This is a genomic window from Acinetobacter sp. YH12052, assembly GCF_013419835.1.
Lineage (GTDB): Bacteria > Pseudomonadota > Gammaproteobacteria > Pseudomonadales > Moraxellaceae > Acinetobacter > Acinetobacter amyesii.
The window spans coordinates 62,174-78,603 of sequence record NZ_VOZI01000003.1; the positions used below are offsets into that span (position 1 = coordinate 62,174).

18 protein-coding genes are annotated in these 16,430 nt (G+C 40.6%); 4 read left to right on the forward strand and 14 right to left on the reverse strand.

What is annotated here, in order from left to right:
* Window positions 1-88: 88 nt before the first annotated feature.
* Window positions 89-1,486, forward strand: a complete 1,398-nt coding sequence (locus FTU06_RS02830) for an APC family permease (RefSeq protein ID WP_180007581.1) — start codon at window positions 89-91, stop codon at window positions 1,484-1,486.
* A 61-nt stretch (window positions 1,487-1,547) separates the two neighbouring features.
* Here FTU06_RS02830 and FTU06_RS02835 read toward each other — a convergent pair whose 3' ends face one another.
* The 3 genes from FTU06_RS02835 to FTU06_RS02845 all read right to left on the reverse strand — a co-directional run bounded on the left by FTU06_RS02835 (window position 1,548) and on the right by FTU06_RS02845 (window position 4,239).
* Window positions 1,548-2,186, reverse strand: a complete 639-nt coding sequence (locus tag FTU06_RS02835) for a hypothetical protein (RefSeq protein WP_180025802.1) — start codon at window positions 2,184-2,186, stop codon at window positions 1,548-1,550.
* On the reverse strand, window positions 2,164-2,976 hold the full coding sequence (locus FTU06_RS02840; RefSeq protein WP_180007579.1) for a DUF6502 family protein: 813 nt from the start codon (window positions 2,974-2,976) through the stop codon (window positions 2,164-2,166). The genes FTU06_RS02835 and FTU06_RS02840 overlap by 23 nt, the downstream gene beginning before the upstream one ends.
* Window positions 2,977-3,042: 66 nt before the next feature.
* Window positions 3,043-4,239, reverse strand: a complete 1,197-nt coding sequence (locus tag FTU06_RS02845; RefSeq protein WP_180144806.1) for a cupin-like domain-containing protein — start codon at window positions 4,237-4,239, stop codon at window positions 3,043-3,045.
* Window positions 4,240-4,391: 152 nt separating this feature from the next.
* Here FTU06_RS02845 and FTU06_RS02850 point away from each other — a divergent pair, with 152 nt between their 5' ends.
* The gene (locus FTU06_RS02850) at window positions 4,392-4,787 is read left to right on the forward strand and encodes a hypothetical protein (RefSeq protein ID WP_180007577.1); all 396 of its coding nucleotides are present in this window, start codon (window positions 4,392-4,394) and stop codon (window positions 4,785-4,787) included.
* A 70-nt stretch (window positions 4,788-4,857) separates the two neighbouring features.
* Window positions 4,858-6,459, forward strand: a complete 1,602-nt coding sequence (locus FTU06_RS02855) for a PT dipeptide repeat lipoprotein (protein WP_180144809.1) — start codon at window positions 4,858-4,860, stop codon at window positions 6,457-6,459.
* Window positions 6,460-6,570: 111 nt separating this feature from the next.
* Here the strand turns inward: FTU06_RS02855 and FTU06_RS02860 are convergent, their stop codons facing one another.
* The 11 genes from FTU06_RS02860 to rplU all read right to left on the reverse strand — a co-directional run bounded on the left by FTU06_RS02860 (window position 6,571) and on the right by rplU (window position 14,982).
* Window positions 6,571-7,071, reverse strand: coding sequence for a hypothetical protein (locus FTU06_RS02860; RefSeq protein ID WP_218946185.1), 501 nt, complete (start codon window positions 7,069-7,071; stop codon window positions 6,571-6,573).
* A 168-nt stretch (window positions 7,072-7,239) separates the two neighbouring features.
* Window positions 7,240-7,719 (reverse strand): tRNA (cytidine(34)-2'-O)-methyltransferase, encoded by a 480-nt coding sequence (locus tag FTU06_RS02865; RefSeq protein ID WP_111885295.1) that lies wholly within the window; start codon window positions 7,717-7,719, stop codon window positions 7,240-7,242.
* Between the two features lie 375 nt (window positions 7,720-8,094).
* A complete protein-coding gene (cysG, locus tag FTU06_RS02870; protein ID WP_180144812.1) occupies window positions 8,095-9,495 on the reverse strand; it encodes a siroheme synthase CysG in 1,401 nt (466 codons plus the stop codon).
* A 73-nt stretch (window positions 9,496-9,568) separates the two neighbouring features.
* Window positions 9,569-10,840, reverse strand: coding sequence for a serine--tRNA ligase (gene serS, locus FTU06_RS02875; RefSeq protein WP_180007573.1), 1,272 nt, complete (start codon window positions 10,838-10,840; stop codon window positions 9,569-9,571).
* A 117-nt stretch (window positions 10,841-10,957) separates the two neighbouring features.
* Window positions 10,958-11,749 carry an RsiV family protein gene (locus tag FTU06_RS02880; RefSeq protein ID WP_180007572.1) on the reverse strand — a complete coding sequence of 264 codons (792 nt, stop codon included), beginning with the start codon at window positions 11,747-11,749 and terminating at the stop codon, window positions 10,958-10,960.
* Between the two features lie 161 nt (window positions 11,750-11,910).
* The gene (gene lolA / locus FTU06_RS02885) at window positions 11,911-12,606 is read right to left on the reverse strand and encodes an outer membrane lipoprotein chaperone LolA (RefSeq protein ID WP_111885313.1); all 696 of its coding nucleotides are present in this window, start codon (window positions 12,604-12,606) and stop codon (window positions 11,911-11,913) included.
* Between the two features lie 232 nt (window positions 12,607-12,838).
* Window positions 12,839-13,381 carry a YadA-like family protein gene (locus tag FTU06_RS17060; protein ID WP_180007571.1) on the reverse strand — a complete coding sequence of 181 codons (543 nt, stop codon included), beginning with the start codon at window positions 13,379-13,381 and terminating at the stop codon, window positions 12,839-12,841.
* Between the two features lie 10 nt (window positions 13,382-13,391).
* Window positions 13,392-13,952, reverse strand: coding sequence for a hypothetical protein (locus FTU06_RS02895; RefSeq protein ID WP_180007570.1), 561 nt, complete (start codon window positions 13,950-13,952; stop codon window positions 13,392-13,394).
* A 92-nt stretch (window positions 13,953-14,044) separates the two neighbouring features.
* Window positions 14,045-14,215: a hypothetical protein gene (locus FTU06_RS02900; protein WP_180034466.1), complete on the reverse strand. Its 171-nt coding sequence runs from the start codon at window positions 14,213-14,215 to the stop codon at window positions 14,045-14,047.
* Between the two features lie 181 nt (window positions 14,216-14,396).
* Window positions 14,397-14,651: a 50S ribosomal protein L27 gene (gene rpmA / locus FTU06_RS02905; RefSeq protein ID WP_067764378.1), complete on the reverse strand. Its 255-nt coding sequence runs from the start codon at window positions 14,649-14,651 to the stop codon at window positions 14,397-14,399.
* A 19-nt stretch (window positions 14,652-14,670) separates the two neighbouring features.
* A complete protein-coding gene (rplU, locus tag FTU06_RS02910; RefSeq protein ID WP_078191390.1) occupies window positions 14,671-14,982 on the reverse strand; it encodes a 50S ribosomal protein L21 in 312 nt (103 codons plus the stop codon).
* Window positions 14,983-15,441: 459 nt separating this feature from the next.
* Here rplU and sdsA point away from each other — a divergent pair, with 459 nt between their 5' ends.
* On the forward strand, window positions 15,442-16,419 hold the full coding sequence (sdsA, locus tag FTU06_RS02915; protein WP_078191391.1) for an All-trans-nonaprenyl-diphosphate synthase: 978 nt from the start codon (window positions 15,442-15,444) through the stop codon (window positions 16,417-16,419).
* Window positions 16,420-16,430 lie beyond the last annotated feature (11 nt).

Sequence of the window (16,430 nt, forward strand, 5' to 3'; positions counted from 1 at the left end):
TTTGTTTTAAAACGTAGGGGGGATCGTTCGTCTCAAACGATCCTTAGAATATGACTGATCCTTGATCAACGATAAGAGGATAACGCCGTTGACAAATATCTCTGGGACTCAATCGGCAGCTAAACTGCAAAAAACGCTTGGACTCTGGCACATTATTATTATTGGTTTGGCTTACATCCAACCAATGACTCTATTTGATACTTTTGGTTTAGTATCTGAAGAAAGTCATAGACACGTGCCGACTTCTTACATTATTGCCCTTATTGCAATTCTGTTTACCTCGATTAGTTATGGTCATATGATCCGTCGCTACCCTTCTTCGGGTTCTGCGTATACCTATGCCCAAAAATCTATTCACCCGAACGTAGGTTTCATGGTGGGTTGGTCTTCTTGGTTAGACTACCTATTATCTCCAATGGTGAATATTATTCTTGCAGTGATTTACCTTGAAGCACTATTTCCAACAGTAAACCACTGGGTATGGGTCATTGTACTGACAGCATTCATGACTGGAATTAACTTACGCGGCGCGCGTTTTGTTGCTAACTTTAACAGCCTGATTGTACTTGTGCAGTTATTAGTAATTGGTATTTTCACGTGGATGGTCTACAGCAAGCTTCAAATGGGCTTCAATGCTGATGGCCCGATTTCTGCGGCAGAACGCTACCAATTATGGAGCCTTGAGCCATTCTGGAATGAGCTGACGTCTGTGGGTGCGCTGATTACAGGTGCAACATTACTGTGCTTCTCGTTCACTGGTTTTGACTCATTAAGTTCATTGGCAGAAGAAACAAAAGATACTGAGAAAACACTGCCGAAAGCGATTTTCTTAACTGCTTTAATCGCAGGGATTATCTTCATTATTAGTACCTACTTCATGCAGCTGTTCTTCCCTGCTGAGCCGGGTAACTATTTCAAGAATATTGCTGAAACACAGCCAGAGATACTCTTGCTCGTCGGCGGCTCACTGTTCCAATCCTATGTTTTAACTTTTGCGATTGTGACAGTAATGGCATCAGGTATTTCTGCACATGCCGGTGTATCACGTCTGATGTACGTAATGGGGCGTGATGGCGTCATTAACAAGAAGATCTTTGGTCATATTAGTCCGAAAAACTTCACACCATCGTACAACATCATGATTGTAGGTGCGGTTGCATTAACTGCGGGCTTTATGGATCTTGATATTGTCATTTCGATGATTAGTTTTGGTGCATTGACAGCCTTTACTTTCGTGAACTTATCTGTGATTTCACGTTATGCACTTCGTGATGGCCGCACAAAAACAGCCAAAGATATTTTTAGCTTTGTCGTTATTCCAATGCTTGGCTTTATCAGTATCTTTGCGATGTGGTTAGAAATTGAAGAAACTGCTTTGAAATATGGTTTATGGTGGGCAATGTTCGGTATTTTATACCTTGGTTATAAAACTAAAGGTTTTAAACACCCAGCACCACAACATAACGAATTTGATGATAAATTCTAATCAAGTTTATCTCTAAACAAAAAAGGCGCTTAAAGCGCCTTTTTTGTTTTAAATATACCAATTAAGGTTGTATGAATTTTCTAGATTGCTGAAATTGAATTGAAATTTCTTCACACTTGTCTGGTGTATTGCCTTTTAATTCAACCGATGCTCCATCACCGTGTGACCATATACCATCTTCAACAGTCTCTAAATTTACAGCTGCTTCAAATATATGCTGTTGTTGTGGATAGAGTTTGATATCTATAGGTGTATCACATACTTGTTTTGGAAAATATGGTCTAACCTGCTCGAATAATTGCATGGTTAATGGCATATCACATTGCAAATGAATGGTGACTGGTACGCTATTGGTATTTTTTAAGATCAATTGAACATTTTGCGAATTAAGATCCGCTTGGGCAGCAGGTATTTCTACATACGTTTTTGTGTCAATCGACTGACGATCAAATGGATTGAGGAAGGCTAATTTACGTTCCACGCCATAACAAGAATCCTGCACGGAAGCTGAAAACTCTAAATATCGTGTCCCCAAGATAATTGTTCCGCGGCCATCCCCTGCATGACCGATATCAATGATTGGATCACCTGTGCCTTCGATCGTTACCCCACCGCTCGAAAAAAAATCAATTTCACAGCCTGACAATATGGACATCAGGCTGCAAAGTGTCAGTATTTTAAAATTTAATTTTCGCATCATGTTGATAAACTCCAAAGCGAAATGCACGATTTGCTTCAGGATTCCCGTCATCCATTGCGCAACGCTCCGCGGCAAGTTTTAAAAGTTGTAGTGAGTATTTCTGCCAAAGCTCTAAGCTCATTTCATGTAATTTATTAATCGATTCTTCTGTTAATTCGTCAGCACAAATGGCTTGTTCTAAGTAAGGTATTTCATCAGGATTCAATAAATTATGCAAACCCGCTTCTAAATGCGCTTGAACATTTCGTGTTAAAATTTTACGTGCTTCTAACTGCGAAGGATCTGGAATAAAACGACGTTGTTGTAAATACACCTGTCCATCTTTTTCAGTGGCAATTTCCAAACGAACAAGCTCATTGAGTACCGAACGTGGATGGCGCTCGGTGGAGATACGTTTCACTAACATTTCAAAACTATTTTCCGACTCACTACTAAAGGGCAATGAATCCCCCCAGCCTTCTGCAAGCCACAAACCAATCACACGTGATGGCACACTAATTGGCTCCGAAACAGTTGCTTCAGTCAGATCCTTACCCTCAGAAATCACTTCTTTATAAGCAGTCACGTCTTTACGGTGCAGGCCAGAAAGTAAACTGATCGCGGAAATCGTCGGTTTTTGATCGATACGCTCTAACTCTTGTACAGCTTGTTGGAAAAAAACCGGTTTCAATGCAGCAGTAAACTCGGTATATCCCACACCTGAGCGAATCAGCCATTGGCTCAGCTCATTCATCAGCACCAATACTTGCTGTAAATTTTGATCTGCCTCATTAGTGAGAAGTTTGCTCATTGAATTGCCATGAAAATTAGACTGCATAAGTGAAATTTTCGCATTGTTTAATCTACTTCACAATTTTTATCTGATGAGATCTTGAGGATATTCAGTAAAAAAATGATTATTTACATTAAAATGCGTAAAAGAAACACTGATCGAGATATCTAAACTTTCAACACTATGCCACCAACCAATTGGGATAAATAAGGTTTCCCCTGGTTGCAAAATGCACTCGAACGGTGTCACATTTTCTAACAGTGGATAGGCTACTAGATCAGCCTTTGCGACGTCTGAAACCTGACTGAATACCCAATGATCGTTATACATATACGGCATTTGCCATGCAGGAATCAAAGTCACTTTTTTACGTCCATAGATTTGTGCCAACATATTATTGGTTAAGTCATAATGCAGTGGTGTAAATGTGCCTGCAGGGCCAAACCATAAAAAATGTCGATCTTTGATCTCTTTTTGACAATAACCTTTGGCGAAGTCACCTAGATCCTCACTTATCTTTTGCATGAACTGCTTATTTTGAGCGGCGTTATTCGCAGTTAAATAAATGTCATTGCTACGCTTAGTGGCTTTGATTTGTGCGACAAAATCTTGCATCAAAATAATGCGTTTCAACTGTACCGATTTTTTTTCAAAATCTTGATACTGCTCACGATGCATCTGGACTTCAACCAACTCATTTTCAAAATGCTGTGCAAAATATTTAGGACTCCATTTATGCAATGCAGGCCAATGTTGTATCCCACCTTTTAAAATGACCGGCCGCATCTGGCTATAATACTGCTCTAGAAATGTTGCAAAATCAGGTGTTTCTATGCAATCGATTGTGGATGGACTGTGGTCGTTCAATTGATTCAATTGACCCATCACCTGTAATAACCAGCGCTGTTTATTCTGCTGTTGCTGTAGTTGCTTCAGTTTTTTTAAAATTACGTTATTGTTTACATGCTTTAAAAACTGAATGATCAAATGATTTGAAATATTTTTTTGCTTAATTTTTTCTAAAATTTCAACTGTCTCTAAGCTCTCAAGACTGTAGTCCAAAAGTTCATTTTGCAGCTGTTCTGAAAGTTGTTCATCTTCAGAAAATAAGTATTGATCCACCCTTGGGCTTAATCCATGTGATTGTAAAATTAGACTTATTTTCTGTACATCGCAACCATTTTCAATATTTTCATTCAACCAATTTTGCCATTCCGTCGGTAAGGACTGATACCAATTTTTACTTTGCTTTAGATGTTCACTCTGGCTTTCTACATTCATTTTCACCACTCCACCCTCTTTACAAGTGAAGTATAAATGATCTATTTTTAAAATGCTAAATTTTCGCATTTTATAATTATTTAAACACCGCGAATGTTATGAATCCGTCAAATATCACGCGGAATGACATAACAAAGTAAAGGAGAAAGTTCATGAAAATTCGTCATTTAGTCATCGTTAGCAGTCTGTCTTTAGCTTCAATACCGGTATATGCAGGTTTTGCCGATACCATGCGTGATTTAAGAAATACGCTGAATCAATTTAATGAAACATCCAAAGAAGTATCGAATACCGCAAAAGAATGGACAGGCAGTCAGGCCACGACTAATTCAAATTATGCTGCAAATGGTTTCAGTATGGGACAGCAACTTAGACCTAAAATTAATAATCTACCGCTTTATAAAACTGCCGATAAATCGAGCCAAGTCATTAATAAACTGTCAAAAAATGCAGATATTATTTTTGCGGGAAACATGACTAAAACAGGTTTGATAGAAGTCACTACAGAACATGGCAATGGCTGGATTGAATCACACCTTGTTCAATAAATCTTGATTTTAAATGTTTATACAACCGCATCAGCCGTACATAACAACTTTACTCTATTGAGCACTAGTCATGAATAATAATCACAAAATCAGCATTATCGCTGCTGTATTTACGACATTGGTGGGCTGTGGTGGATCAAGCTCCAATGATGGTGGCGCGACACCTACACCTACACCTACACCTACACCTACACCTACACCTACGCCAACGCCAACGCCAACGCCAACGCCAACGCCAACGCCAACGCCAACGCCAACGCCAACGCCAACGCCAACAACTGTAGCGGATAAATTCACAGGTGAATGGATTCAAGGGAACTCTGCTCTCGGTAACAGTAATTGCGATTTACCACAAATTTCAATTCATAAAACCAGTGAAAATTCAGTCAGTGCACTGAACGAAGAACTTAAATATGCGGTACACAATAGTTCAAGCAAAACCTGCAGCGGCGAATTTATTTCCAAACGCTATCAATTACTTCATGACATGGTTATAAGTGAAATACAGCCGGCTGCAACACTAAATAACTTTGAATATCATGCGATTAAGTTTCAACCAGTCAGGGGTGGCGCGACTACCAACCGTGTCTTAACTTTTTTAAATAATCATTCTTTCTGCGTAATTAATGCGACGATTTCAAATCCAAGCTATATCATCATGCAACGTGGTCTAATTACTGACCCACTCAAGGACAGCCGCTGCTATACAAAAAATTCCAATGAATTCTTCACCAATTTAAAACCGAAAACCAAAATCACAACTGCAGACTTCAAGACTGAGAGCTTTATTAATACCACCGACACTGTGAACTTCTTGGCTCAGCTCAATACAATGGGACAAAGTGGTTATAAGTTAATTGGCTATGATTCTAAAACTTTGGACAATGGCAATGTTAATAGCTACATGAAACTTGCCAATAAAAATACGCGTTTCAATCATATTGTGGCAGATCGTACAGCACCCTCTACCGCTGACATTTATTTTACATGGCGTAATCAGTTAAACGAAAAAGGCAAATCAGGCTATCAATACCTGCATAGCGTCAGACCAACCAATGCCCTGAATTTCAAAGATTATTTTATTAAGAAGGAAAATGATACCGCAACATACACCTATGACAGCGGCTATGTTTCCCCACTCGTCGACCCAGTGCAACTGGAAACCATACTTAATACACTGGGTGCCCAAGGCTGCCGTATTATTCAGTTCAAAAACTATTTCACAGGTTTACGACCTGAAGTTCTGAACGGCAAACAAAATAGTCCTAAAGTTGCAACCTGTATAAATAGCAGCGCACACCATGGCACTTACAGCTATCGCTATAAAACTTACCCAACCGGCAGCAATAGTGTAGAACGCAGCATAAAATTACAGGAGATGATCGATGAGCAAGCTAAAGACGGTTACCGCTTAGTCAGCCGTGCTTTAGATATGAGTTCAACCACCAAAAACGGTATGCTGTTTATGAAAGACAGTGAAAACACCAATGTCGGTGAGTTTAAAGTCTTTAGCGAAACTGTCTTTGCAACGTCGACATTTAACGACGTCTTACTGAAACGTCTTCAGCAGCAAGGTCAATTGGGTTGGTTATACACCAGCGGTCAACTGCTGTTTGCAAATAATCCAAAACATCTGCAAACAGAGCTGAGTGACTTTAATCTAATTGATTAATTCACGAGGTAATTTGAGCTTTTAAAAGTACTTAAGCTTTTCTATGTCCTTGTTGTTTCGACATCAAGGACATTAATTATTGAAATGGATCAAAGCAATAATACACACCGATTATTTTAAGCGGCAGTTAAAACCCATCTTGGTATCTACTATATTTTTTTCATAACCTAAACTTTGAATAAATTGATTTCGATCTGCTACTAACTGCTGATCGGCAGGGCTAAGACGCGCTTTATTTTTTTGAGCCAAGCTGTATGTTTCATTGACTAAGTCTTGATATAGCCCACATACTTCCTGACGCTTTGCTTTTTTCAATTGGCGACCACCATACCAAGAACGCTCAAAATCGTCGGCTTTTAGTGTTTTTCCCCATTCCTCAATACGCTGATTTTGCCTTTGCTGCATTTCCAGCATGCCCTGCTGGATTTCAGCCTTAGTAAAAGGCTTGATCACCTCAACCTTCGGTACAACTGGAACATTTTCTGTAGTTGCAGTGACGGTCACTGGTGTCTGTTCTGTTGTGTTCGATACGGTTGGATTAGCCCAACTCATTGATGAAATGAATCCGGTCGCAATCACGACACCAAAAGCTTTTAAATTTATAGATTTCAAGTTTTAAGTACCCGTTTTATTTCTTCACAGTGTTCTTATACACATTTTTATATTGATGCTGAAGTTTTTAAGCCCTTATTTTACAAAACTTCATTGCTGTAAACGGTTCACTGTGTTCACTCCCAATAAAAAACCGCTCGATAGAGCGGCTTTTTGAACAGATCACACTTAGACCAATTCTTTAAAGTCTTGCTGACGCCAAGCTTCATATAAAATCACAGCAGTAGCATTGGACAAGTTTAAACTGCGTGAATTTGGTGCCATCGGCAGGCGAATCCAATGTTCTTTCGGGAACATCATACGGACATCTTCTGGCAAACCACGTGTTTCTGGCCCCATCAACAATGCTACAGGGCGATTTAGATTAGAGGTATGCGGTGTTTCAAATCCTTTGGTGGTTAATGGATAAATGGCATCCATCTCAATACCTTGCGCTTTTAAGCCCGCAAGGCATTCTTCAAAGTTTTCCCACACTTTCATGTGCGCCCATTCATGATAATCCAAACCGGCGCGGCGAAGTTTTTTATCATCCAGCTCAAAGCCTAATGGCTTGACCAAATGCAACTGCGCTCCAGTATTGGCACATAAACGAATGATATTCCCTGTATTTGCAGGAATTTCTGGCTCGTATAAAACAACATGGATCACAGTTTTTTTCTCTACTCTTTAGTTAAATAATGGCTTAAAACTCAGGCTATAGTTACAAAGCTAAAGCATAAGTTTAGATGATACTACAAGCGCTTGTTTATCCTCTTTGCTTAGCTTTCGCATTGCAATTGGATAATACCAGAACTTGTTTATCCTCTTTGCTTAGCTTGCGCATTGCAATTGGACAATACCAGAACTTGCTTATCCTCTTTGCTCAGGCATAGCCTTCGTCTTGCATGTGGACAATTCAGCAGCCTGCTTATCCTCTTTGCTCAGGCATAGCCTTCGCCTTGCATTTGGACAATTGAGCAGCTTGCTTATCCTCTTTGCTCAGGCATAGCCTTCGCCTTGCGCTCGGGCAACGCGTTGCGTTGCTTATCCTCGCTCATGCCATTGAAGTTGTTCACGCAGACTCACCACATCACCAATAATGGTCAATGTAGGCGCCTGAATTTGGTATTCACTGACTTTAGATGCAATATCTGCCAATGTCCCAACCACGACTTTTTGTTCAGGTGTCGTCCCTTTAGAAACCAATGCGACAGGCATGTCTGGACGCTGCCCGTGCGCGATGAGTTTCTCACAAATTTTTTCTAGTCCTACCAAGCCCATATATAGCACAAGCGTTTGATTTTGATAAACCAACTCATTCCAAGGCAGCTCAGGCGAACCTTCTTTCAGATGGCCTGTCAGGAAGCGTACACTTTGCGCATAATCACGATGCGTTAAAGGAATCCCTGCATAAGCCGAACATCCAGAGGCAGCAGTAATTCCCGGAACGACTTGGAAGGCAACGCGTGCCGCAAAGAGTTCCTGAATTTCTTCACCGCCGCGGCCAAAGATGAACGGATCTCCACCTTTTAAGCGACAGACGCGTTTGCCTTCACTTGCGTATTTTACCAGTAAGGCATTAATGCCTTCTTGCGGAACAGCATGATTGGATCGTGCCTTACCTACGTAGATTTTCTCTGCATCACGGCGGCAGAGGTCCATAATCGGCTGAGAGACCAAACGGTCATAGATCACCACATCCGCTTGCTGCATTAAACGCAGTGCTTTTAAGGTCAGCAGTTCAGGATCACCCGGCCCCGCCCCAACCAAATACACCTCACCTTTCGGCTGTTTCCATTCCAATATGGCCTGTTCAATCAAACGATTTGCTTCAGTCAAATTGTCATTGAATACTTGCTCTTTGAGCGGGCTTGCATACAAGTCTTCCCAAAAAATACGGCGTTCATCTGGATTGACGATTTTGGCTTTAACGGCTGCGCGCCATTGACCTGAAAACTTAGCCAGTTTGCCCATGCCATGCGGAATTGAGCTTTCTAACTGGGTGCGTATTTGGCGTGAAAGCACTGGCGATGTGCCATTAGATGCAACAGAGATGACCAGCGGAGAACGGTCAATTATCGCAGGAACCATAAAACGGCAATGCGGCGGATCATCAACACTATTGACCAAGACATTTTCAGCTTCGCAGGCTTCAAAAACCGCCTGATTGACCGCTTTGTCATTGGTTGCTGCAATCACTAAACGAAACTGACGCAGCGCAATGGCATTTTCTTGATAAACCGATTCGTGATAAATCGAGTTGAGATATTGACCTTGGGTTTTATTAACCAAGGTCAATAAATCATCTTCAATTTCGGGTGAGCAAACTGTCAGCTGAGCGCCCGCTTTTGCAAGCAGCACAGCCTTTCTATATGCAATTCGACCACCACCAACAATCAGACAAGGTTGCTGCTGCAACTTCAAAGAGATTGGAAAGATATCCACACACGACCTCAATAGTTTAAATCTGATTGTCTTAAGCAATTTTTGTGCACAAATGTATGCACTTTATCGACTATTAATCGATAAATTCAGCACCGCCCATATATGGACGAAGTACTGCTGGAATTTCAATTGAACCGTCTGCACGTTGATAGTTTTCCATCACGGCAAGTAAAGTACGACCAACTGCCAAACCTGAACCATTCAGCGTGTGTACAAACTCAGTTTTCTTTTGGTCAGCACGGTAACGCGCTTTCATACGGCGTGCTTGGAAGTCACCCATGCATGAGCAAGATGAAATTTCACGGTAGGTATTTTGACTTGGCACCCAAACTTCTAAATCATAAGTTTTGATTGCACCAAAGCCCATGTCTCCGCCACACAGAACGACTTTACGGTATGGTAAGCCTAATGCTTGAAGAATACCTTCGGCATGACCCGTTAATTCTTCCAAAGCATCCATCGAAGTTTCAGGTTTTACAATCTGAACCATTTCTACTTTGTCAAATTGGTGTTGACGGATCAAACCACGTGTATCACGGCCATACGAACCCGCTTCGCTACGGAAACATGGCGTATGTGCTGCATATTTTAAAGGTAGACGTTCTGGGTCAATGATTTCATCACGCACGAAGTTGGTTACAGGCACTTCTGCAGTCGGGATCAGGTAGTATTCTTTTTCGCCTTGAAGTTTGAATAAATCCTCTTCAAATTTAGGCAATTGGCCTGTACCACGTAAAGAATCTGCATTAACTAAATAAGGTACATACGCTTCTGTATAGCCATTTTCCAAGGTATGTGTATTTAACATAAATTGGGTAATTGCACGCTGTAAACGCGCCAATGGGCCTTTGAGTACGCTAAAACGAGTACCTGTCAATTTGGTTGCGGTTTCAAATTCTAAACCGCCCATCATTTCACCCAAGTCAGTATGGTCTTTGATCTCAAAATCAAACTGACGTGGTGTACCCCACTTTAGAACTTCAACATTGTCATTTTCGTCTTTGCCTTCTGGCACAGACTCATGAGGTAAATTTGGAATCGATAAAGATTTGGCTTCAAGTTCAGCCTGAAGCTCAGAAAGTGCAACTTCTGCGGCTTTAATTTCATCACCAATAGCAGACATACGTGCCATGATTTCAGATGCATCACCGCCAGCTTTTTTAATTTGACCAACTTGTTTTGCACCAGCATTACGTTCAGCTTGTAACGACTCAGTTTTAGACTGAATTTCCTTACGGCGAGCTTCAAGGTCTGCCCACTCTGCTACGTTAAGTTGAACACCACGTTTTGCTAAGGCTAAGTTTACAGCCTCAATATTATTTCTGAGTAATTTCGGGTCGATCATAGCCAATCTTAAGTAAAGAAAAAAACTGGCTATAGTGTAAGCTCTTAACACTTAAAAATACAGTGACCGAGCTTACAGGTGCCCCTTATTAGACCAATAATCTTGCTTCAAATTGTCTTATTTGGTTTCGTAATTTGGCAAACTTGGTAAATATTCAGGTTTAAATAGCTCTTTAGCCATAAAATATGGAAGTTTTAGCTCAGGCATGCCCTCTGCGTAGCTCGCCAATTCATACAATGGATAAGCAAATACGATCCCGTTCGCGCCATAATAAAAATTATCGCTTAACTGTAGTTTTGAACGTTCAATATCGTGACTATCCAACCACATATAGTTGGCATCAAACAGTGCGCTAATCACTTTCGCGTCTGCACCTTTGACCAAGACATCTTGTAAAGCCAAACGTTTTTTGGCTTTTAAATCAAAATTGACATATTCAACATGCGACATGCCATGAGCCGCATGCGCTGCGTAGGTATAGCTTTCGATTGCAAAAGTTGCGATATGTCCCCACTGACTAATATATCGAACAGAAGTGGTACTTTGACTTAGGCCTGCATCCGTCTTGTCTGATAAATCGATTTTTTGATTCGGCTCAGTTGAAAATGCAATCGGGTCTGCTTTTTTAATCCGATCAGTAAAATATTGATTAATCCAATCAACATTGGTTTCAACTGTTTGAATCCTATATTGGGTACAACCTTCCGCATCGCAAGCTTGAGCTTTTGGTAATTGCATCTCAACAGATTTAGATTGAATAAGTGGAATCGCATCAGCGACGACCGCTGGCTTCTGTTCCGTTGTTTCACCTTCAACAGGTTCATTTCGAGGATGGCAGGCCGTTAATGACCCGACTAAAACCACAGCTGAAACAGCCCAAGCTATATTATTCATATGATTTTTTTTCATCCCAAAATTCCCTATAGCAACAGTCAAAACCACAAGTCACTTCATTTAAGCAAACTGTGAATATCAGCATACTACTAAATTTCTCTTATATTCAGCTTGCTGGCTTTACATTTCTCCATAAAAAAAGCAGACGGATGTCTGCTTTTTTTCGATTATGAGAATTATTGATCAATAATGTCCGTACCTTTTGGAGGTACAAAATTAAAGGTTGACGCTGGAATAGACGCATTCACCTTCACATTATTGAAACGTACATGGGTTGTTTGACCTAATGAGTCTTGGAGAATCATTAAAGTCGGCGCATTTTTCGCACCAAAACTAATGGTTAAGCTTTGAAACACACCATCATCACTTTTTGGATATAAAGTGTAATAAGTTTTCGTCTTATTCGGCTGTGTAATACGATAAGACTTCATAATTTGAGCCGTATTACCCGACAATAATAATGCAGGCGTATTCGCAACTTGGTCATCTAAGCTTTGGCGTACCGCTTGTTGTAGGTCTGGATCATAGATCCAAACTGTTTTACCTGTAGTCGCAATGGTTTGCTTAGATGGGCTGGTTGTTTCCCAATAGAATTTACCCGGGCGCTGAACTTTCATGACCCCAGTAAAAGTCTGGTTCATATGCTGCGCACTTAAACCTTTCTTTTGAGTTGCTTTGGGGTTAGTCACTTTTGTAGTTTGCTGAAAGTTAGCTGTAAAACTTTTAATACCCGATAATTGTTTCACCAAATTTGCAGTTGCCTGCTGCTCCGACGCTGCAACTGGTGCCGCGAATACTGTCGTACTCATAACCGGTGCCAGTGTCGCTGCACCTAATGCCATAGCACAGATGGTTTTACGAAGCATTTTCATAGATTCACCTTTTATATTTGCATCAACGCAATTTGTTAGATGGCTCCATCTTAAACCACTTTCATTGACTAAATTTAGAGAAAATAAGAAGTTTTGTATGGTTATTAATGCAAATTGCTGTTTTTTATTCATCATGATGGAGAAATATAAAATAAAAAGGCACTTGATTTGATTCAAATGCCTTTCAAATAGTTAAACAACGATTTAGCAATTTTAATAATCCAATATTAAGTTACTTCCATTGCCAACCGATCGATGCACCAGCGCCAAAGTCACCTTCAGAGTTCCCTGTTGCAGCCAATTTATACACATATTTATTGCTCTCAGTTACTCCACTAAAACCTACTGCATAGCCTTGTGAACCTTCCCAAGTCCCCATACCTACACTGAACATGTTATATCCAGCATCTGTGGGTTGAGGTAAGGAGGCGATTGCAATACTTGAAGCAACAGCACCGTAAACATTATCTTTAAATTTATTGAAATTATGGTTCAATTCATTCACACGTTGATTGGTATAACTATTGGCTTGATTAAGTACATTTGCCCCATGCTGATCTGTATATGCTTTTGAACTATTTAACACTACTAGATCTGCTTGACGTATTTGTTTCACGTTTACCGCATCGGTGTCTGCCGTACCAGCTGCCACATGGATAATTTGCCGCTCTGCACCAGCCGAGCCAACGGAAACCGTATTATTGCGGTCAGAGCTTGAACCATTGCCAAGTACAACAGCATTATTTGCAGAGGTGTTGATATTGTTACCAACCACATAGGTATTATTACCTGTGACTGTTTGAACCTACAGCACCAGATCCATCACCACTGACTGTATTGTTTACACCGAGGGCAATAGACTGATTACCATCAGCTTTATTACCTGCACCGACTGCAATCGCATCTTGTCCATTCGCAGTTGGTTTAGGTGCTGTATTGGCAACGTTTGATTGAATTTTAATGTACGGATCTGTTTCTTTTAAGCTCAACAACCATTCAACTTCAGTACCGACAAATCCATTTTTTATCGCAAGTTCATACGCACTAAAACCATTTTCACCAGTTAGTCCTTGTGCGCCAACTGCACCACGTAGACTTTCTAACCATTGGTCTTCATTGCCTTCATAACCATTGCTCACCGCAACTTGATAAGCACTTGCACCATCTAGACCATTGCTGCCATTCAGACCGTTCAACCCATCCTTACCATCGATGCCGTCTCGGCCATTGAGTCCATCTTTACCAGTAGCGCCTGTTGCTCCTGTATCGCCTTTGTCACCTTTAGCTCCGGTTGCACCTGTTGCTCCTGTATCGCCTTTTTCACCAGCAGGACCTTGAGGTCCCATTGGCCCTTCTGGGCCAGGAATTCCACTATTGCAACGATTACAAGTATGCTCAGGATATGACGAGCCACTCCCACCAGCCCATGCAATTGAACCTAAGAAAATAAAATACTCACAGCTAGTAATTTTGGTACAGCTTTAATAGCGATTGAAGTTATTTCACCAAGTCCTAGTGTCTTTTCAAATGCAATTTGTTGGCTTTTATCAGGACAATTCCTTTTCTGATAGTCAGCACCGATAAAAACTGTATTCAATATTTTATTCATGTCCTTATCCTTTTTTTGTATTTGTACTCCTCTATTACGCTCTTTATTTTTTTATGATTTAAATCACTATTTATGGTGAATTTATTGATTTGTACATCATTTGTAACAATCTAAAAAATACCTCACATTTTATTCAGACGAAAAAAAACCCGCAAAAATGCGGGTTTTTTTCTATTAAAGCTTACGCTTCAACAGATACGTAGCGACGACCGAATTGGCCTTTCACTTCGAATTTCACAACGCCGTCAGCAGTTGCAAATAAAGTATGGTCACGGCCCATACCTACATTTACACCAGCGTGGAATTCAGTACCACGTTGACGAACGATGATGTTACCAGCAGTCACAGATTGACCGCCGTAGATTTTAACACCCAACATTTTTGGGTTCGAGTCACGACCGTTTTTAGTCGAACCACCGGCTTTTTTAGTTGCCATGTCTACTTACTCCTCGTAATTAGCCTGAAATAGCTGTAATTTTCAACTCAGTGAACCATTGACGGTGACCTTGTTGTTTACGATAGTGTTTACGACGACGCATTTTGATGATGCGGATTTTGTCGTGACGACCATGGCTAACTACTTCAGCAGTTACTTTAGCGCCAGCTACTACTGGTGCACCAATTTGAATGCTGTCACCGTTAACAAGCATCAACACGTCATCAAAAGTAACAGTTGAGCCAGTTTCAGCTTTCAATAATTCTACTTTAAGGGTTTCACCCTCAACTACACGGTGTTGTTTACCACCGCTTTGGATTACTGCGTACATTTAAGTACTCCAAACATGCCCGTGTTGTCGTGCCGGTAAAGGGATATACCGATCTTAAAACGATCGTCACTGGGGTTTCGCAAAGGCAAAGATTTTAAGGGATAACCCGAAAAACAACAAGTCATTTCCGTAAAATATTAGATGAGTATGCGTTTATTATATAAACAGTGTCATTAAAAGTATTAAAATGAGTGCTCTATTTCACTTATCATGCTTTTGACAAGGTTTGACATAGATTTTTAGCAACAATTCGCTAATATACACTGGACTGACATCAACAACATGCTGTTCAAACAACATGCTAAAGATAAAAGTCTGTTAAAAAATAAGTACAATACTTCCGCTTGATGAAAAAAATCACTTAAGATTAAGTCAATTGAGTAAGTTCTTATCTGTTATTCATATAACAAATTGCTACACTACGTCTGTAATTCAAAAATTATTGAGGTTTCTCTTCATATGACCATCGACTTTAAGCAAGATATTCTCGCGCCTGTTGCTACTGACTTTGCTGCGATGGACAAATTTATTAATGAAGGGATCACGTCTAAAGTTGCCTTGGTCATGGCAGTCAGTAAACATGTGGTTGAAGCAGGCGGTAAACGCATGCGTCCCATTATGTGCTTACTTGCAGCAAAGGCTTGTGGCGCAGAAGATTTAGAAAAACACCGTAAACTTGCAGCAATTATTGAAATGCTGCATACCGCGACCTTGGTACATGACGACGTAGTCGATGAATCGGGTTTACGCCGTGGCCGCCCAACAGCAAATGCGACATGGAATAATCAAACTGCCGTACTTGTGGGTGATTTTTTGATTTCTCGCGCTTTTGATTTATTGGTGGATCTAGACAGCAAAGTATTACTCAAAGACTTTTCAACGGGTACCTGTGAAATTGCTGAAGGTGAAGTTTTACAACTTCAATCACAGCATCAACCAGAAACCACGGAACAGACCTACTTAGATATTATTCACGGCAAAACATCACGTTTATTTGAGCTCGCTACCGAAGGTGCAGCGATTCTGACTGGTACACCAGAGTACCGTGAACCGCTTAGAAAATTTGCCGGACACTTTGGAAATGCCTTTCAAATTATTGACGATATTTTAGATTACACCTCAGATGCTGAAACATTAGGTAAAAATATTGGTGATGATTTGATGGAAGGTAAACCAACTTTACCTTTAATCTCGGCCTTAAAGAATACCACTGGCGAAGAACATGACATTATTCGCCGCAGTATTGCCACAGGTGGTACGGCAGATTTAGAGCGTGTAATTCAGATTGTACAAAGCTCTGGGGCACTTGATTATTGTAGCCAACGAGCGACTGAAGAAACTGAGGCAGCACTAGCCGCTTTAGCAGCGCTACCAGATACTGAATATCGTCAAGCTTTAATCAACCTCGCAAACTTGGCATTACACCGAATTCAATAATTAACAATATT